The organism is Pleomorphomonas sp. NRK KF1, from assembly GCF_023721755.1.
Taxonomy (GTDB): domain Bacteria; phylum Pseudomonadota; class Alphaproteobacteria; order Rhizobiales; family Pleomorphomonadaceae; genus Pleomorphomonas.
Window position 1 is genome coordinate 784660 of sequence record NZ_JAMDLH010000002.1, and the last position, 21154, is coordinate 805813.

2 protein-coding genes are annotated in these 21154 nt (G+C 67.4%); both read left to right on the forward strand.

Annotated elements, in window-relative coordinates:
• Window positions 1-79: 79 nt before the first annotated feature.
• A complete protein-coding gene (locus M4J39_RS08955) occupies window positions 80-6178 on the forward strand; it encodes a non-ribosomal peptide synthetase/type I polyketide synthase (protein WP_251727460.1) in 6099 nt (2032 codons plus the stop codon).
• Window positions 6178-21138, forward strand: coding sequence for a non-ribosomal peptide synthetase (locus tag M4J39_RS08960; protein WP_251727461.1), 14961 nt, complete (start codon window positions 6178-6180; stop codon window positions 21136-21138). Before M4J39_RS08955 ends, M4J39_RS08960 begins: the two co-directional genes overlap by 1 nt.
• Window positions 21139-21154 lie beyond the last annotated feature (16 nt).

A 21154-nucleotide genomic window follows, 5' to 3' on the forward strand; every position in this document is an offset into this window, starting at 1 on the left:
TTGTGAACATTGAGCATGTTCCCTCTTGCCGAAATCGGGAAGGAGCAGGTAGGCTCCTTGCGGGGCGGAGATTATTGAGTTGGCTGGCGATTTTCCCTTAACGGCACCACAAGCCGCCATTTGGCTCGATAGTCGATCCCGGCCAGACAAGGCAACCTACAATCTCGCCGAAGTCATCCGGTTCGACGGACCGTTGCGCCCGAAACTCCTTCGGCGAGCGGCGCTCATGGCGGATGCCGAAGCGGATGCCTGCGCGCTCCGCATCCTCGACAGTGACGGTATCCCCAGCCTCAGGCTCGAGACCGTGGCCGGCGAGTTCCTGCATGTCGACGTGTCCGATGCCGAGGACTACGGCAGCACACCGGAGAACGCCGCGCTCGCCGAATGCCGCGCCGTCGTGGCCCGCCCGTTCGATCTTTCCGGCGAGACGCTCGTTCGCCATCGCCTGATCCGGCTCGGCCCCGAGCGACACTGGTGGCTGCGCATCAACCATCACCTCATCAACGACGGCTTCGGCAGCGCCGCGCAGGTGCGTCGGGTCGCCGATATCTATAACGCCTTGCTGCGAGAGGCGCCGCCCCCGCCCTCCTCTATGGGGCGCTATATCGATCTCATCGCCGCCGATGCGGCTTATGCCGGTTCCAGGCAATTTGAGCGGGACGCAGCCTATTGGCGCACGCGCCTCCTTCCGGATGCGCCAGCCAGCCGTTTCCATCCGGGAGCGTCCGTCGTAGCCACAGACACGGCGCCTTATCTTGCGAGCGAACTCCCCTTCGGCTTCGTCGACGAGGTGAAAGCGTTCGCCCATGCGCTTGGAACAACACCCTCGACCGTGCTGCTGGCGGGATATCTGGCGCTGCTAGGACGCACAGCCGATACGTCCTGCCCGGTCGCCGCTATACCGCTTCTCAACCGCCAGGGACGCGTCGAGCGGAATACCGTCGGCCTCTGTACGTCTGTCGTGCCGATCCATGCCCGGCTCGACGAAGCCAAGTCTTTCGCCGACCTCGTGAAGCAACTTTCCATCCGTCTGCGCGGTGATTTCCGGCACATGCGAATGGGCGCTCCCCACATGCGCGAGGCCTCCATCGCGCCCTGGAGCGACGGCGATTCCCGGGCAGCCATCTTCAATCCGGTCGATTTCCCTCGGGCCGCTTCATTCGAAGGCCTGATCTCGATCCGTACGACGCTGGCCAGCGGTCCCGTGGACGACATCGGTCTTCAGTTCGACTCCACGCACAGCGACATCGACGGGCGTCCGGCGCCTCTTGTCTGGCGCCGAAATCCCGACGTCCATAGCGAGGCAGCCGTCAGTCGGCTGTCGGATCGGTTCGTCACGCTGGTGTCGGCAGCCGTGGCGGCCCCGGATGCTCCGATCGGCGATCTGCCCGGCACCGGCGGGCGCGAACTCGCCGACATCATTCGTTGGGAGGAGGGCCCGGAGGCAGCGCTCGAAGACCGACCGATCCACGAGCTCTTTCTCGAACAGGCCGTGCGCCGGGGAGACGCCATCGCCGTTGTCGATACGAATGGCGACACAAGCTACGGCGAACTCTCGGCGTTGGCTTGCGCCATCGCCCGGCAGCTTGCCAGCCAGGGCATCCGCCCCGAGGAGCCAGTCGGGTTGTGTCTGACCCCAACCTCGCGGCAAATCGCCGGTTTTCTCGGTGCTCTGATGTCTGGTGGCGCGGCGCTGCCGCTCGATCCTATCCAGCCACCGGCGCGCCTCGCCGGCATGATGGATGGCATCGGCTGTCGGCTGGTCCTGGCCGACCGAGCTTCCGTTGCCGCACTCCCGACTGACAGCGGTCGCCGCGTCATCATTGTCGATGATCTGGCACCGGGCGAGACGGACGTGGCCCCGACCGGTGGCACGCGCTGGTCGCCCGACAGGCTAGCCACCATCTATCACACATCGGGCTCGACGGGACGCCCCAAGCCGGTGGGCATCACGCATCGGGCGCTCGCAACGAAAATGCGGTCCCTGTCGAATCTTTTGGGCATGACCGAGGACGAGACGACAGCCGTCACCTTCTCCATCGGTTTCGATCCGTGGCAGGAGCAGGTGTTGTGTGCGCTTCTTGTCGGCGCGCGGCTGTGGATTCCCTCGCGTCTGCAAGTCATCGATGCGCGAGCCATGTGGCAGGAAACGGTGGCGCGGCGGGTCACCCATCTCAATCTCGTACCGTCGATGCTGGCGAGCCTGTTGCCGACCGCGCCGCATGGGGGCGTGCCGGGCTTGAAGCGCCTTGTCCTGGGAGGCGAGCGACTGACGGCGGATCTGGCTCGCGAGGCTGCGGCGATGCTGAAGCCCACGGCAATCTGGAACTTCTACGGGCCGACGGAAGCGACCATTGAGGCAACCGGAACTCTGGTCGATCCCACGGCGGGCGAACCTCCCATCGGGCGGCCGATGCCGGGTTATCGCCTCCGCATCCTCGACGCCGATGGCCGCCGCGTTCCGATTGGCGTGGCCGGCGAGATCGCGATCGGCGGCTACGGCCTGGCGCGCGGCTACCTGGGGCAGCCGGAGCGAACGGCCGAAGCCTTTATCGACGATCCGTTTCTGCCGGGAGAGCGCCTCTACCGCACCGGCGACCGCGGCTTCTGGAAGGAAGACGGAGGGATCCTTTACCGGGGGCGCCTTGATGAGCAGGTAAAGATCCGTGGCCAGCGACTGGAGCTTGGCGAGATCGAGGCGATTTTGTCCGGTCTGCCCGGGGTCGACCAAGCCGCCGTCCTTGTCGACCGCACCGGTGCCGACGCTCGTCTTGTCGCCCATTTCGCCGGCACGGCCTCGCCATCCGAACTCAAGTCGCGACTCGCTTCCCTGTTGCCAGCGGCGGCCATTCCGGGAGAGTGGGTGCGTCACAAGCGTCTGCCCCTTCAGCCGTCAGGCAAGATCGACCGCGCATCGCTTAAAGCGGACGAGATGCCTGAAGACGAACCCGACGGTCGCGGGCCAAGAGGCACGCTCGCCGATCACGGTCGCCTCACCAGCATGCGGCGGCTGATCGGCTCGGTCTGGACCGAGCTTTTCGAACGTGAAGACATCGATCTCGACGCCAGCTTCTTCGAGCTCGGCGGCCATTCGCTCATGGTGCCCAGGGTTCAGGCCCGTCTGTCGGCCGCGACCGGTCGCGATCTGGCAGCCGTCGACATCTTTCGCTATCCCACGATCAACGCGCTGGCCGCCTATCTCGCCGATTTCGTCGTGTCACGCCCCGTGGAGGCTTATGCTGAACCGGCGCAAGCGATCGACAAGGCCATTGCAATCGTCGGCATGGCGTTCAGCCTGCCCGGGGCAGACGACCCATCATCGCTCTGGCGATTGCTTGTCGACGGCCGTGCTCCCTTTACGGACGCGAATGCCGACGGACTGCGAATGGCCGGCCTCGATCCAAAGCTTCTCGGCAGTGCCGCATATGTCGGCACCCACGCCCGGCTTGATGACATCGCCGGCTTCGATGCCGGTGCCTTCGGCTACACGCCCGGCGAAGCGGCAACCATCGACCCGCAACAGCGCCTGCTTCTGGAGGTCGGGCACCACGCTCTGGAGAACGCGGGTTGCGACCCCAGCCGAGAGGGGCCGGTCGGGGTCTTCGCCGGCACGGGTTTCAACAGTTACGTCTTCGACAACCTGTTCGACCGCATCCACGGCCGGTTCGATGCCGAGCGCTACGCGACGGTCATCGGATCCGACAAGGATTACGCATCGCTTCGTTTGGCCCACAAGTTCGGCCTTACCGGTCCGGCGATTTCGGTGGCGACCGCCTGCTCCACGGGCCTTACCGCCCTGACGCTGGCCGTTCAGGCCTTGCGAAGCGGCCAGTGCAGGACCGCGCTGGTCGCAGCCGCCTCGCTGGGGTTGACCGCAGCTGGGGGCTACCATGCGGTCGAAGGCGGCATAGGCTCGCCCAGCGGGCGCTGCCGCCCCTTCGATGCCGAAGCCGATGGCACGGTCGGCGGCAGCGGAGCCGTGGCGGTTCTCCTGAAGCGCCTGCCCGACGCCGAGGCCGACGACGACCGCATTCACGCAGTGATCAGGGGCATTGGCGTCGCAAACGACGGCGCCGACAAGGCGGGCTTCACGGCGCCCTCCGTTTCCGGACAGACGGCCGCCATCTCCGCGGCGCTCGCCGATGCGCAAGTCGATCCCGCCTCGATCGGTTTCGTCGAGGGTCACGGAACGGGAACCGCCCTTGGCGACCCCATCGAGGTGGCGAGCCTCAATGAAGCCTACGCCGGCCTTCCTGCCGGCTCGATACTGCTCGGCTCGGTCAAGGGCAACCTCGGCCATCTCGATACGGCGTCCGGTCTGGCCGGGCTCATGAAGACGATCCTCGCCATACGCGAGGGCATCGTTCCGCCAACGGTCGGATTCAAGACCCCCAACGCCCGCATTCCGTTCGCGGCCGGTCCGTTCCGCGTCAATGCCTCGCCGGAACCCTGGCCGAGCCGGCCCGACGGCACACCACGGCGCGCTGGCGTAAGTTCTTTCGGCGTTGGCGGGACAAATGTCCATGTGATCGTCGAGGCGCCGCCCGCCGGCCGGCTGTCCGCATCGGCTGCGCCGGTGGAAAGCCCGGAGATCCTCATCCTGTCGGCAGCGGACGACGAAAGTCTCGACCGCTTGGCCGACAGCCTTGCCGACAGCCTCGAAGGCACCCAAAATGCCCCCCGGCTTTCCGACGCCGCCTTCACCCTCCAGGTGGGCCGGAGACGGATGGCCCATCGCTTGGCCGTGGTCGCGCGATCAGCCGAGGACGCGTCGGCTCGTCTCAAGGGCAAACCCGACCTCCGTGGCGAGTGCCGCAAGGGAGCGCCGGGGGTCGCCTTCGCCTTCCCAGGACAAGGCACCCAGGCGCCGGGCATGGGCGCAGACCTCTATCGGACCGAGCCGGCCTACCGGGTCATTCTGGATGAGGCGGCCGGCGTTCTGGCCGGCACCGGGGCGTCATCGGTTCGTGATCTGTTGCTGGCGGCGCCCGACGACGCGGAGGCCGCTCGACAGCTCGCCGAGACGGCGCTGACCCAGCCTGCCCTGTTCGTGACCGAATATGCCTTGGCGCAGCTGTTGATCGGCTGGGGCGTGGTGCCGGTTGCGCTGACCGGCCATTCCATCGGCGAGCTGGTCGCCGCCTGCGTCGCCGGGGTCATGTCCTTCGAGGATGCGCTCCGTCTTGTCGCCGTGCGAGGCCGTTTGATGGGGTCGACGCCACGCGGCGCGATGCTGGCCCTGTCGCTCGGTGAACAGGAGGCACTATCCCGGATCGCCGATCTTGGCGCGGGAACAGCCGACGGGCTGTCGCTCGCGGCGGTCAATGGACCGCGCCAGTGCGTGGTGGCGGGACCGGAAGAGGCGGTGGCACGCGCAGAAGCCCTGCTTGGCGGACGGCGGCTGAACACTTCGCACGCCTTTCACTCCTGCCTGATGGACAGGATTCTCGATGCGTTCGGCGACGCGGTATCGAGGGTCCGGCTCAGCCCGCCGGATATCCCCTTCATCTCGAACCTGACCGGCCGGTGGATCACGGCTGGCGAAGCAACCGATCCATCCTATTGGGTTCGTCATCTGCGCGGCACCGTCCGCTTTGCCGACGGCGTCAAGAAACTCTCAGCCGACGCCGGACTGTTCGTCGAGGTCGGTCCGGGCTCAGTCCTGACACGCCTGGCGAGAGCCTCGGGCATCCCGGAAGCCGATGTCGTCACCGCGACGCCGCGCGTCGGCGACGAGACCACCGGCATCCGGGAGGCGGTGGCAAGGCTCTGGGTCCGCGGCATCGAACCCAACTGGGCAGCCATCTCGCCCGGGGCGCATCGCAAAGTTGCACTGCCCTCCTATCCCTTCCACCGTCGGCGTCTGTGGGTGGATCCAACTGGGAGCAGGGTCACCGCGCCGGTGGCATCCATGGGCAAGACGGCCCCTCGCCCCTCGGCCCTGATCGCCATTCTGTCAGTCTGGCGTGACGTGCTCGGCATACCGGATGTCGCCGAAGACATCGACTTCTTCGCTTGCGGCGGCGACTCCATGACCGCCATGCGCGTCGCCGCGCGCCTCAGCGAAGAACTTGGCATGCCGGTCTCCACCGCGCAGGTTCTGACCGAGACCACGCCTCGCCGGTTGGCCATTCTACTTGAGGGGGCGCCCCTCGACCTGGAACGCGGAACGATCTGATGCGCAGCAACCCAGCCGGTTCCAGCAGTATCGAGGCCCTCCTTCTGGATCTGTCCACGCGTGGCATCCGCTTGTGGGCAGACGGCGACAACCTCGGGTTCGAGGCCCCGGCTGGCGCCTTCACGCCCGATCTCAAACAGCGCGTTCGCGAGGCCAAGGCGGATCTGCTGGCTCATTTCTCCGCCGAGGCGACAGCCCCCCTGCTTCAGGAACTGTCCCCCGCACAGGAAGCTATCTGGCTCGCCCGCCTCGACCGGCCGGATGACGTGGCCTACACGATCATCTTTCCCATTGCCCTGCCGCCTGTTGGCGAAGAAGTGGTGAAGGAGGCCGTTCAGTACATCATCGACCGGCACGAGGCGCTCAGAACGGTCTTCACAGAAAAGGACGGGAGGACGTTTCAGCGGGTTCTGCCGACCGGAGCGCCTGTTCTTCTGGTGCACGATATCGTCGATGCCGAGAATCCGAAGGCGACGGCGGAGCAAATCTTCATTCGGGAAGCCGCCCGTCCATTTGATCTGCGAAATGGACCGCTCGTCCGTTTCCATCTGGCTCACCTCGGAGCGGATGGTGACCATCTCGTTCTGGCCGTCGATCATCTGATTCTCGACGGCATGTCCTGCGCCGTCCTGTCTTCGGAGGTAAGAGCGGCCGTCAGTGCTCTCCACAATGGGCGCCGGCCCGATTTGCCTGCGATCGCGGTTTCACCAGGCCAGTTGGCTCACAGGCGTCTCGCCGCGCTCGACGAGAGGCGGAACGCCATCCTCGACGATTTCTGGGGACCGCGTATCGCGCGCTTGTCCACGTGTGAGGAACTCCCTCGCGACGGCATGGCCGATGGCGCCGTCGATGGCCGTCGGCTCGTCGTCGAGCTTTCGGCGGAAACACAGGCAGCCCTGCGCAAGCTCGGCGCGCGATCGACCGTCAACACGCTGTGCTGTTCCTTTGTCGCGGCATTGCTCGGGCGCTACAAGAACAGCGGGCTCGTTTCGCTGGGAGTACCTTTCTCGGGCCGCATCGAGGCGGACTCCTCATCGGTTGTCGGCTGCTTCGCCTCGGTCATGCCGGTGATCGTCGATGCGCTGTCGGCACCGACCTTCGGCCGTCTCGCAGAGGCGGTCTCCGAGGAAGTGTCGGCGGTGATGGACCATCAGGACGTCCCCAACGCTCGCCTGCATCGAATGGCGATGGCGGCGGCGGCGCCGGCCCTCATCGACGCGGCCGTGGTCGTCGAAGAAGCCGCCTCGGTAGCATTCACATATGAGACGTCCAGTGTCGGTGCCGGCAAATTTCCGCTGCTGTTCACGTTCGAGCGAAGCGCCGGGACCGTCGGCAAGCTCTGCATCGAGTATGATGCCGGCCAGTTCGGCCGTCGGCGCATCGAGCGCATGGCCGGCCACCTCGAGCGTCTGATTCAGGCCGCTGTCGAACAGGCAGAAACGTCGATCGCCAAACTGCCCATCCTCACCGAGGACGAGGAAGCCGAGCTTAGGAGGTTCAACGACACCGCCCGTCCCTATCCGGAAGACCGGTCGATCGCCGACCTTTTTCGAGAGGTTGCCCACCGCCAGGCCGATCGACCGGCGCTGGTGACCGACGAAGCCGTCGTCACCTACAACGAGCTCGACCGACGGTCCGACATGGCGGCGCAACGCCTGATCGCCGAGGGTATCGCGACGGGCGAGGTGGTGGGACTGGCGACCGGCCGGGGGCCGGAGGCGGTCATCGCCGAACTGGCCATACTGAAGGCCGGGGCCGTCTACATGCCCATCGATGGCAGCATGCCTGCCGATGCCGTCCGCCGGCTGATGGCAACCGCCGGAGCGACCCGCATCATCGCCGACGCAACGGCCAGACGGCGGCTTGACGGACTTCAGGCCGCGTTTGTCGACATCGGGGGAGACGATCCCGTGCCTCCGCCGCGTCTCGACGGCATCGCCCGGGGCGGGGACGATCCGGCCTACGTGATGTTCACGTCCGGAACGACCGGGGAACCCAAGGGCGTTCTCGTGCCGCATCGCGCCATTGCCCGGTTGGTCATCAATACCGACTATGTCGCGCTGACGCCCCACGATACGGTGGCGCAGGCTGCGCCTCTCGGTTTCGATGCCGCGACTTTCGAGGTATGGGCTCCGCTGCTTGCCGGCGCCCGGCTCGCCTTTATTGACGACGAGACGCTGTTCGACCCGGCCGCGTTGCGGGATGCGCTCTTGCGCCATTCCGTCAACGTGATGTGGTTGACGGCGACCCTATTCAATCGCGTAGCCGACGAACAACCGGCAGCATTCCGCTCACTGCGTCAGCTGATCTCCGGTGGCGAGGCACTCAGCCCCACGCATGTCGCGCGCGTCATGACGGCCTGTCCCGACCTTCGTCTCGTCAACGGCTACGGCCCGACCGAGAACACGACCTTCACGACCACGCATCCGATCGGTCGCGGCGATCTCGGCGCATCCTCGATCCCCATCGGACGGCCCATCGCCAACAGCCGCGCCCTTGTGCTCGGTCGCGGCGGCATGCCCCAGCCGATCGGGGTCTGGGGCGAGCTTCATGCGGGCGGCGATGGCCTTGCACTTGGCTATGTCGGCCGTCCCGACCTGACTGAACGGGCCTTTCCCGAGATCGACGGCGAGCGCTTCTACCGCACGGGCGACGTGGTGCGCTGGACCGAAGGCGGCGTGCTCGAATTCGGTGGCAGGCGCGATGACCAGGTGAAGATCCGGGGACATCGCATCGAGATCGGCGCCATCGAAGCCGTATTGTCGGCGCTGCCGGGCGTGCGTGACGCGGCGGTGCTGGCGGTCGGCGAAGGTGACCGACGCAACCTCGTCGCCTTCGTGGCGAGCGGCGAAACCGACATCGAGCGCTGGCGTGCGGCCGTGCGCGACCGCCTGCCCGACTACATGCTACCCGGCCGTTTCGTCACGGTCGAGGTCTTGCCGGCTTCCGCCAACGGCAAGAAGGATCGCAAGGCCCTGCTGGCGCTGGTGGCCGAACAGGAAACACCCTCCGATGGGCGGGCCGCCGCGACGGACTCCGAGCGGTTGGTGGCGCGCCTCTTCGGCGAACTGTTCCCCGACACGGTCATCGACGCCGAGGCCGACTTTTTCCGGCTTGGCGGCCATAGCCTGCTCGCCATGCGTCTCGCCGCCCGCGTGGAGCAGGAGACCGGCGTCCGGCCGAAGATCCAGGACCTCGTCGCCGCGCGCACGGTCGAGCGGATTGCCGAACTTGTCGAGGCATCGACGGCGGGTTCGCTGCCGTTGCCTCGGGCGGAGGGACCGGATTTCCCGCTGTCGAGCGGCCAGGCCCGGCTTTGGGTCTTGCAGCGGCTCTATCCCGACGCCGCCGTCTACAACGTCTGCGGCGCGCTCGATCTTGAAGGTCAGCTCGACGTCCCGGCACTTGAGCGCGCCTTGACGGCGCTCGAAGACCGCCACCATGCCCTGCGCCTGCGCATCGTGCGACGGCCCGACGATCCCGTGGGCGCTTGCCAGCGGCTGGTTCCCGCCGGTGACCTCCGCCTGCTCCAGACCGATCTCGGCGGAGAACCAGATCCCGTCACCGCAGCCGACACGCTGGCCGCCGCCGACGCGTCGATCGCCTTTTGCCTTGAGGACGAACCGCCGGTTCGAGCCCGGCTGATCACGTTGGGGCCGAGCCGCTGGCGCCTGGTGGTGTCGATCCACCATTCCGCCTGCGACGGGTGGTCGATGCCGATCCTGCTGCGCGATCTCGGCAGTCTCTATGCCCGCGAGCTGGGCCGTCCGGCGCTGCGCCTGCCCGCGCTCTCGCGCCACTATGAGGACTTCGCCGCCTGGCAACGCGGGTTCGTCGAATCCGACGAGGGCCGCGCCCTGATCGCCCGCCGCGCCGCCGAACTCACTCCGCCGCCCGAACCGCTCGCCCTGCCGACAGACGGCCGGCGGCCGGCGACACAGCGCTTCCACGGACGATTTGCCACCTATACCCTACCGGCCCAAACGACGCAGCGGCTGGACGAGTTCGCCGCATGCGAGAACGCAACTCCGTTCATGGTGGCACTCGCGCTTCTGCAGGCGCTTTTCCAACGTTACACAGGCCAGACCGACTTCGCTCTCGGAACCCTGGTGGCGGGGCGTGGGCGATCGGAAACCGTCGATCTGGTCGGGTTCTTCGTCAACACGCTGGTGCTGCGCGCGCGCCTCGATCCCGGCCTCGGATTCCGCGATCTACTGGCGACAACTCGGCGAGACTGCCTGGCTGCCATGGCCGACCAGGACTGTCCGTTCGAGGCCCTGGTCGACGCGGTCGCTCCGGTCCGCGATCGCGGCCGCAACCCGCTTTTCGACGTGATGGCCACCTGGCAGGACGGTGCACCCGGAGTGCCCGAGCTGCCGGGAGTCTCGGTCGGGCTGGTCGACGTCTCCTTCCCCTTCGCCAAGTTCGACCTCGCCTTCCATTTCCAGCGAAGCGAAGACGCCATCCGTCTTCAGGTCGAGCATGATGCCGACCTGTTCCTGCCGGAAACCATCGACGATCTGTACCGACGACTGCTCGTCGTGGCCGACGCGGTTCTCTGCGATGCGGCCCGCCCATTGGGCGACTTACGGCTTCTCGACGACGAGGAGCGACGTCGCGTCATCGAAGGCTTCAACGACACCGACCATCCCCTGCCGGTGCGCCGGACGATTCCCGAGCCATTCCTGGACATGGTCGCGGCAGCGCCCGGCGCCTCGGCTGTTCTGTTCGATCAGGGCAGCTTCGACTATGCCGGCTTTGCCGGTCGGGCTGCCGCCACCGCCAAACGACTGCGCGAAGAGGGCGTCCGTCCCGGTGATGTCGTGGCCATCTGCGCGAAGCGATCGCCGGACCTCCTCGTCGGCATCCATGGCATCCTGATGGCAGGCGCCGCCTATGCGCCGCTCGATCCCGATCATCCCCGGCAGCGACGCGACGACATGCTCGCCGACCTCGGCGCTCCGCTGGTGCTTGGATCGGCCGAGCTTGCTCCCCTGTTTGCCGGAGGTCGCTTCGTCGCCCTCGGCTGCGATCAAGCCTCCGCCCCCGTGGACGCCACCGCCTCACCCGACGACGTCGCCTATGTGATCTTCACCTCAGGCTCGACCGGACGTCCCAAGGGAGCCGCGATCGAGCATCACGCCGTGCTCAACCGCATCCTCTGGATGCAGTCGGCGTTCCCCATCGGACCGGGTGACGTCATCCTTCAGAAAACGCCGGTCACTTTCGACGTTTCGGTGTGGGAGCTGTTCTGGTGGTCGTGGACCGGCGCCGCCGTGGCGCTGCCGCCACCGGGTGTCGAGAAGAACCCAGAGGAGCTCGTCGCGACGGTGGAGCGCTTTGGCGTCACCGTCATGCACTTCGTACCGTCGATGCTGGCGGCCTTCCTCGGCTGGCTCGACGGTCATCCGGAAGAGGTCGGTCGTCTCCGCCGGCTGAGATACGTCTTCGCCAGTGGCGAGGCACTGGACGTAGCCCAGGTCGAGCGCTTCAATCGGCTGCTTCACGCCACCCATGGCACCGAGCTTCACAACCTCTATGGCCCGACCGAAGCGACGGTCGACGTCACCTGGCAGCCCTGCTCGCCCTGGACCGACGGCGAGGTGGTGCCCATCGGCCGCCCCATCGCCAACACCCGCATCTACGTGCTCGACCCTGAAGGGGATCCGGCGCCGGTCGGCCTGGCTGGCGAGATCTGCATCGGTGGCGCTCAGGTGGCGCGCGGGTACGTCAACCGGCCCGAGCTGACCGCTGAGCGGTTCCTGCCCGATCCATTCCGGGCGGGCGGGCGAATCTATCGCACCGGCGACCTCGGCCGCTGGCGGCACGACGGAAGCATCGAGTATCTCGGCCGGCTCGACCAGCAGGTAAAGGTACGCGGGTTCCGCATCGAATGCGGCGAGATTGAGCATGCGCTCGAGTGCCATTCGGCGGTCGAACGGGCGGTCGTCGTTCCGGAACGAGTGGGCGGCCTCACCGAGCTGCACGCCTATGTCGTCGCAACTCGGCGACCCGATGTCGCCGATCTCGGCGCCCATCTCTCCCGCTCGCTGCCGGACTACATGATCCCGGCCCGCTTCTTTCAGCTTGAGAAGCTGCCGCTGACCACCAGCGGCAAGGTCGATCGCAAGGCGCTGTCCGGCAAGCCGCTCGACGAGCCGGCGGAAGCGGTTGTCACCTCTCCTGTCGAGGAGGCCGTTGCCGCCATTTGGCGCGGCCTCCTGCCGGACCGCGGTTTCGGTCCCGCCGACGGCTTCTTCAACGTCGGCGGCAACTCGCTCTTGGTCATCCGGCTGCACGAGCAACTGGATCAGCGCTGGCCGGGCGTGTTCAGCATTGCCGACCTATTCGGCGAGGCGACGATCGCCGCCCAGGCACGCCGTATCGCTGCGTCGAAGGAAGCCGTGACCGTTCGCCAGACCGGCGCTACGGCCGGGCCGATCGCCATCATCGGCATGGCGACCCGCCTTGCAGACCATGAAGATCTGGACAGCTTCTGGCGCGATGTCGCCGGAGCAGCCGATCGCGTCGCCCGCCTGTCACCGGAACGGGCCGAGGACGCGCGGCGTCTGTTCGAGCTGATGGGCCGCGAGGCGCCATCCGAGTTCCGGGAGGCCGGCTACCTCAACGATATCTTCGCCTTCGAACCGGGCCGGTTCCGCATGTCGCCGATGGACGCCGCGTTGCTCGATCCGGAGCAGCGCCTGTTCCTCGACACCGCAAGCCGAGCCCTCGATGACGCCGGCTATGGCGGGGCAGCGCTTCACGGACGACGTGTCGGGGTGTTCGTGGGCGGGGCACCGTCCACCGTCTATCGCGACGCCATGTTGGGGCTGCTCCCGGAGCGGAGCGAGCAGATCTTCATTCTCAACGTGCCGTCCAACATCGCCACCCGGCTCGCCTTCCTCAACGACTGGCGGGGACCGGCGATGGTCGTCGACACGGCCTGTTCGTCGGGTCTGACGGCGGTTCATCTGGCCTGCCGCGCCCTCGCCGAAGGCGAATGCGAAGCGGCGCTGGTCGGCGCGGCCAAGCTGCTGCCGGTGCCTCCGGAGGCCGGCAGCAGGATGGCGATCGATTCCTCCACCGCCCGGACGCGCGCCTTTGCCAGCGACGCCGACGGAACCGGTATGGGGGAAGGCGCGGTCACTCTGCTCCTGAAGCCGCTGACGCGTGCGCTGGAAGATGGCGACGCCATACATGCGGTGATCCTCGGCAGCGCCGTCAATCAGGACGGCGCGTCGAGCGGCCTGTCGGCGCCCAACCCGGCCGCCCAGGCCGAGGCCATCCGGACCGCCGCCGAGGCGGCCGACATCTCCCTCGCTACCCTTTCCTATGTGGAAGCGCACGGAACGGGCACCGTGCTGGGCGATCCGATCGAGATCGCCGGCCTGACGAGCGCCTTCGCGGACCACACGGCCGAAGTCGGTTTCGCCGCCATCGGGTCGGTCAAGGGTAACTACGGGCATCTCGACGCCGCCGCGGGTATTCTCGGCCTCGCCAAGGCGGTGCTTTGCCTGCGGCATGACACGGCGCCGCCGCAGCCGTTCTTCGACGCGCCCAACCCGAAGATCGATTTCGCCCACGCGCCGGTCGTCGTCCCCAAGACGATCATGCCGCTTGCCGATCGCGGAACGCCACGGCGGGCAGGCGTCAGCTCGTTCGGCCTGAGCGGCATCAACGCCCATGTCATCCTCGAAGTCCCTCCGTCAAAGTCGCCATCGCTCATCGGAGGTCACTTCGCCATCGCTCTGTCTTGCAGCGATGCCGGCCGTCTTCGGCCAGCCGCCGAGACCCTGGCCTCGTGTCTTCGTCGGGACAGGCCGGCCATCGCCGACGTCGCACGCACCCTTGCCGAAGGTCGGGCCCATCTCAGGCACCGCTTCGCCTTTGTCGCCACCACGCTCGACGAGGCGATCGCCGCGTTGACCGACTTCGCGATCACCGGTCGCGGCGCTCTCGCCGATATCGCTCCGACGCTCGGCCGTCGCCCCGGTCTGGAGAAGGCGGTCGCAGGGACGCGTGTCGAGGCGCAACGCGCGGTTGCGGCCTATCTTGCCGGGACCGATCTCGTCTGGCCGTCCGACATGCCCGCCGGTCGCGTCCATCTGCCGCCGACGCCGTTCCACCGTGTTCCCTGCCGCCCGGATTTCGGCGCCGTCCGGCCCCGTACACTTGGTGCCAAGGGACCGCTCGGCCGTCCGGTGGCAACCCGCGACGGGTGGCTCATTCCCGTCGATTTCGGCAACCCCGGTTACTGGCCGGTCGCCGATCACCTGCTGAACGGCCGGCCGACGCTGGTCGGCATGGCGCTTCCCGGTCTGGCCCTCGACGCCGCGCGAGCGCTGGGCCTTGGCGGAGAGCTTGAAGTCCGCGCCCTGCGCTGGAGACGACCGGTCCGCCCCGACGAGATCGTTCCGGACGGCTGCGGCCTGGATATCCGCGCCGACGGCGACGGCTGGATGCTGTCGCTCGGCGCCCGCGTCTCGCCGGGGGGCGATTGGGCGCTTCTCGCCGAAGCTCGTCTCTCGCCACGCCAGACCATGGTCGGGCGGATTGATCTTGCGGAGTTGCGCGCCGCCTGTCCCGTTTCCGTTCCGGTAGCGCCCTTTTCGCCCGAGCAAGGCGCGATCAGGATCAGCGACCGCTGGAACCGCCGCATGGCCTGTTGGCAGAGCGCAGACGGAGACGAGCTGCTGGCCGAACTGAAAGGTGGCAGCGAATGGGATCCGGCGTTGCTCGACGTCGCGGCCGGGGTCGCCCTTGATGGCCTGGCGCGCGTGCCGGTCGGTGCGGGCGCCATTCGCTTTTTCGCTCCGCCGTCGCCGCGCCTCCTGGTGCATGCCCGCCGCCGGATCGGCCGCGACAACACATTGTCCGCGGGCATCGTTCTGATCGACCCCGATGATGGCCGCGTTCTGGCGGAGCTTGGCGACCTCGAATTCGCGGCTCTCAACAATCGGTTGCGGGATCCGGTTTCCATCCCCGCCTGGGTCTCGCACCCTCTTGCCGATCCTCCTCAGGCGACACCGATCCTGTTGCTGGGCGACGGTCCTCTCGCCGACCGCCTCGCCGACGGGCTTGCCAAATCGGGCCGGCTCGCCGGCAGAAACGACGCGGCGGTGGACGCCGGCCTCGTTCTCCTGGCTCCGGATCTTTCCGACGATCCCTTCCGGCGGTCGATTGCGGCTCTGAGGGCGCTTTCCGCCAATCTACGCGGCCCGTTGCGCGTGATCGCCGTCGGCGAAGGCGCTCATGCACGGGCGGGCGAAACCACTCGTCCCGACGCAGCCCTTCTCGCCGGTGCTTGCCTCGCCTTCGCCCACGAAGAGCCCCTCATCTCCCTTCGCTATGTCGACCTCGACGAGCGGGTGAGCGCGCTTGCCGTTGCGGCCGAGTTCGAAGTCTTCGCTCCAAGAGACGTCATTCCGCTCGTGGTGACGCTCAGAGGCGATGAGCGCTTCGTGCGTCGCCTGGCTCCCTTGCCGGACGGCACCGACAAGCCCAGGTGGCCGGAGAGCGGCGTCTGCGTCGTCAGCGGCGGGCTCGGCGGACTGGCGCTGTCGCTGGCCGAGGAAATGTCGGCCGGCGGCCAGGTGGCGCTGGCGCTGCTCAGCCGAAGCGGCGACATCGACGGCGAAAGCGAAGAGGCGGCCCGTCGACGCGCCCTTCTCGCCGGCCTTGCCGAACGAGGCATCCGCCATCGCATCTATGCATGCGACGTTGCGAACCGGGCCGCGTTGTCCACCTGTCTCGCGTCGATCCGCGCCGAACTCGGGTCGATTACCGCCGTGGTGCATGCTGCCGGGATCGCCGATGGCGGCTTCCTCGCCACACGCCCCGACGCCGACATGGCGGCCGTGCTGGCGCCGAAGCTCGATGGCGCTCGCCATCTCGAAGACCTGACGCGTCGGGACCCGGTCGAGGCTTTCGTCCTGTTCGGCTCGATTACCGGTCTCGTGGGCGCGCCGGGGCAGGTTGCCTATGCGGCCGCCAATGCCTGGACCGATGCCTTCGCCGCCCAGTGCCGGGCGGGGGGGCGCCCGGCACTGGCCATCGACTGGTGCCGGCTTGCCGAGGTTGGCATGGGCGCGCGCTCCAAGCTCTCGGCATCGGCCGAGACCACCATCACGCCGGCCACGGCAGTGGCGGTGTGGCGCCGGGCGCTGACATCCGATGCGCCGCAGGTCGTTGTCGTCGACCCGTCCTTCGACACACAAGCCGCTGCCCAGCCGCAGCGGAAGGCCGAAGCGCCTGCCCAAACGAAGCCTGCCGGTGATGCGCTCGAAACCGCGCTCGCTTCGATCTGGGCCGACGTGCTCGGTTATCCGTCGCTGACGCCGACCGACGACTTCTACGCCCTCGGAGGCGACTCCATTTCGGGCATGCAGATCGTCGAGCGCATCGTCCGCGAGCTCGGGCTTGCCGCGACATTGCCGGACATTCTCGGCGCAGCGACAGTGGGCAATCTCGCCAAGGCGCTACGTGGCAGCAAGTCCGAAGCTCCGACCGACGCAGCCGAGGCTTCCGACTACCCGGTCGGCTTCGAGCAGATCGGCGTGCTCAACGCCGAGGCCGCCGCCGACATGGGTACGGCCTACAACCTGCCCAATCTCGTTCGCCTCCCCGACGACCTCGATGTTCCCACCATCGAGACGGCGGTCACCGCCCTGATCGCCCGCCACGACATCTTGCGCAGCCGCTTCCTTCGGTCAGGCGACGACTGGCGGATGGAGGTCCTGCCGGCGGGCCCGGTCCAGTTGCCGCGGATCGATCTCACCGACGAGGTCGATCCTTTCGACGCCTGCCGCCGGCGGGTGACGCGGTTCGATCTCATGAACACACCGCCGGTCCGCCTCGAACTGGTGCGGGCTCGCGGCTGGCAGGCCTTGTTCATCGACATCCATCATGCGCTGGCCGACGGATTGTCCATCGAGCTCCTGGCCGGCGACCTGTTGCGCCTTCTGAGAGGCGACGACCTCCCTCCCCTGGCGCGCCAGCTCAAGGACTTCACCCGTTGGAGCAGGGACGGCGCGGGCAGCCGGAAGCGGGAAGACGCGCGACGCTACTGGCTGGATCGCTTCCAGGCGCCGCTCCCCCTGATCGACCTGCCCGCCGATCGGCGTCGGCCGCCGGTCCAGACCTTCCGTGGTTCGATATCCAGTTTCGAGCTGTCGCCCGTCACTGCCGCCGCGCTGCGCGCCTTCGCATCGCAGCAGCGTGTGACGCCCTTCACGGTGACGCTGACCGCCTGGATGATCCTTATCCACCGGATGGCCAATACCGCCGATGTCGTCATTTCCGTGCCTGCCGACCGGCGCGACGACGGCGGCTTTTACGGCACACCGGGCATGATGGCGACCTTGCTGCCGCTGCGCGAAACGCTCGCGCGCGACATGCCGGTTGGCGCCTTGCTCGAACGCGTCCATGCCGACCACGCCGACGCCTTGCGCCACCGGGCCTACGGGCTGGGTCAGTTGCTCGCCGACCTTGCGCCGCCGGCGACGCCCGACCGGACGCTGCTTTCCGAAGTGACGCTGTCCTACATGAACTTTGCCCAGGGCTCGGGCGACGGCGCGCCGACCATCTGGGGCCTGGCGCGAGACGCCTGCAAGAACGACCTCGCCATCTTTGTCCGCGATCTGCCGACGGCGATATCCCTGACCATCGAGTATTATGCCGATCTCTTCGATGCCGAGCGCATGGGCCGGCTCGGTCGCAGCTTCACGGTGCTGGTTGAGGCGCTCGTCTCCTTGCCACCCGATACGCCCATTGGCCGTTTGCCGTTGCTTCCCGCCGAGGAGTTGGAGCGGATCCTGTCGTTCGAAGAGGGCGCCGTGCCGGAACTGCCGAGCGGCGTTGGCCTCTACGATCTGTTCAGGCGGCAGGTGGACCTGCGGCCGGACGCCGGCGCAGTGGCGGACGCGGAGGGGGAACTCAGTTACGCCACCCTGTTCCGGCGAGCCAACGGGCTGGCGAGGGCGCTGGTCTCGGCCGGCGTCGTCCCCGGAGACAGGGTGGCGATCCAGGCTGGACGTGACGCCAATCTCGTGGTGGCGGTGCTGGGCGTGATCGCCTGCGGCGCCATCTATGTGCCACTAGACCCGGAACATCCGCCCGCCCGCCTCGCCCTGATCACCACCGACGCCGGCTGTCGACTGGCCGTGGTCGACGCGACCTCCGGTCCGGTTCTACACGAACTCGGCATCGGCGTGCTGGACGTCGAGGAAACGCGCCATCTCGACGCCGACGAGCCGCCGGACATTGCCCGACCGGCCGATGCCGGATCGCAGCCGGTCTATCTGATGTACACTTCCGGCTCGACCGGCTTGCCGAAGGGCGTGCTGGTGCCGGCGCGCGCCGTCATCCGTCTTGCGATCGGCGACGACTATGCCGAACTCCGCCCGGGGGACAACGTCCTGCAGGCCGGCAGCCTTGCCTTCGACGCCTCGACCTTCGAAATCTGGGGCGCCCTGCTCAACGGTGGCCGCGTCTGCGTCGCATCGCGAGACGACCAGCTCGACCCGGCGCGGATGGCCGAGGCTATCCGTCGCTTCGATATCGACGCCCTTTTCCTGACGGCCAGTCTGTTCAACCGGCTGGTCGAACACGATCCGTCGGCCACGAGCGGCGTCAGGGCGTTTCTGTCGGGCGGCGAGGCCATGAGCATGCCGCACATCCGCCTCGCATTCGAAGCGGCGAGCGAGGTCCAGTTCTACAACGCCTATGGGCCGACCGAGAACACCACCTTCACCAGCGTACATCGCGTTCGCCGCGAAGATCTCGACGCATCGTCGATGCCCATTGGTCGCCCGCTGCCCAACAGCTCGGTGCGGATCCTCGATGTATCCGGCAACCGGGTACCGATCGGCGTCTGGGGCGAGCTTCATGCCGGTGGCGACGGTCTGGCGATCGGCTACTGGAACCGACCCGAGCTCACGGCCAAGGCGTTCGTGGAGCCAGCGGAAGAACCGGGCACCGTGCTCTATCGCACGGGCGACCTCGCCCGCTGGCGCGCCGACGGCGTCATAGAGTTCGGCGGTCGCGCCGACGCTCAGGTCAAGATCCGCGGCTTCCGCATCGAGCTCGACGAGATCGAACAGGTTCTTCAGGCCTGCCCCGGTGTCATGCCGGCCGCCGTCGCCTTCCGCCAGGATGGAGCGAGTGAAGGCCATCTCATCGCCTGTCTCACCGAGCGGCGCGATCGCCTGCCCCTCGCCGACATCAGGGCATGGCTTGCCGGGCGGCTGCCCAGCTACATGATCCCTGCCTTTTGGTACGAGCTTTCCGATCTGCCGCTCAACAGCAACGGCAAGACGGACCGCCAGAAGCTGCTGGCCTTGATCGGCGACCTTTCGCCGCTGTCGGCAAGGGGTGGCGGCGACATCGAGCCGCCGAAGGGGGGCGCCGAGGCGCTCGTCGCCGATATCCTCTCGGAGGTGTTGGGACAGCCGGTCAACGATCGGAGAACCAGCTTCCTGGACCTTGGCGGCCACAGCCTGCAGGCGATCCGCATCGTCAACCGGCTGGCCGAGCAGACGGGCGTCCGGCCGAAGATGGCCGATTTCTTCGCCGACCCTACCGTCGCCGGGCTTGCCCGATTGGTAGAAGGCGGCCGAAGTGAGGATGTCATCCCGGCAGCACCGGTTCTCGACGTCTATCCGGCCAGCCACGCCCAGCAGCGGCTTTTTCTACTCGACGGCATGGACCGGGGCTCGGCCGCCTACAACATCGCCTTCGTGTTCCGATGCCGAGGAGACCTGGACGTCACCGCGTTCAAACGAGCGCTCGGCGCGCTGGTAAACCGGCACGAGCCGCTGCGCACCGGGTTCGACACGATCGGCGGCGAGATCGTCCAGCGCATTGCTGTGGTGGTGGAACCATACGTCGCCGTGGACGACCTGCGGCAGGCAGCCGATCCGGTCTCGGAAGCGGTCACCCGCGCACGGCGCGACATCGCCACCCGCTTCGATCTCCATGAGCCTCCGCTTCTGAGGGCGCGGCTTGTCCGGCTGACCGACGACGACGTGGTGGTGCTGCTCCTGCTCCACCACATCGTCGGCGACGGCTGGTCGTCGCGCCTTCTGGCACGCGAGCTGTCGGCCTTCTACGCCGCGGCGCGAACCGGACGAAACGAAGCACTTCCTCCCCTGCCGATCACCTACAAGGACTTCGCGGTATGGCAGCGAGGCCGCGACTGGAGCGCGGCGGCCAGTTTCTGGCGGAGCCGCCTCGACGATGCGCCCGATCGCATCGCGCTGCCTAGCGAACGGCCGCTTTCGGACACTCAATCCTACCGGGGCGGAACTAGCCGGCTGACCGTGCCGGAGGCGACGCTCGCCGCTCTCCATCGGTTTGCCCTCGATCGCCGCGTCACCATGGCAGCCGTAGGACTGGGGCTTTTCGCCGCTCTCCTCTACCGCCTGACACGCCAGAACGATCTGGTCATCGGCATGGGCGTCGCAGGCCGTGACCGTCGCGAGCTGGAGGGGCTGATCGGCTTTTTCGTCAACGTGCTGCCGCTGCGCCTGCATCTGGACGAGGACACCGAGGTGACGGAACTGGTTGACGCGGCACACGGGGCCATCCTCGAAGCGATGGAGCATCGCGACTATCCGTTCGACCTTCTGGTGCGCGATGTGGCGCCGCAACGACGCTCGAACCGCCAGCCGCTGGTCAATGTCGTCTTCGAATATCAGCGCTTCGATGCTCTGGCCGACAAGGTTGCGGACGGCCTGCCGCTCCGACCGGCGGAGGCCACACCGGATCGCCTCGACGAGGAACTCGCCCCGCTGATCGATGCGGCCTCGGCCAAGCACGATCTCATCCTCTACTGGCAGGAAAGCGGCGCTCGGGGTGAGCTGGTCATGGAATACGATACCGACATCATCGACGCCGGCACGGCGGATCGCTGGCTCGGCTATCTGCTTCGCTTCTCGGAAGCCGTTGCTGCCGAGTAGAATCCTTTGGGAGAAT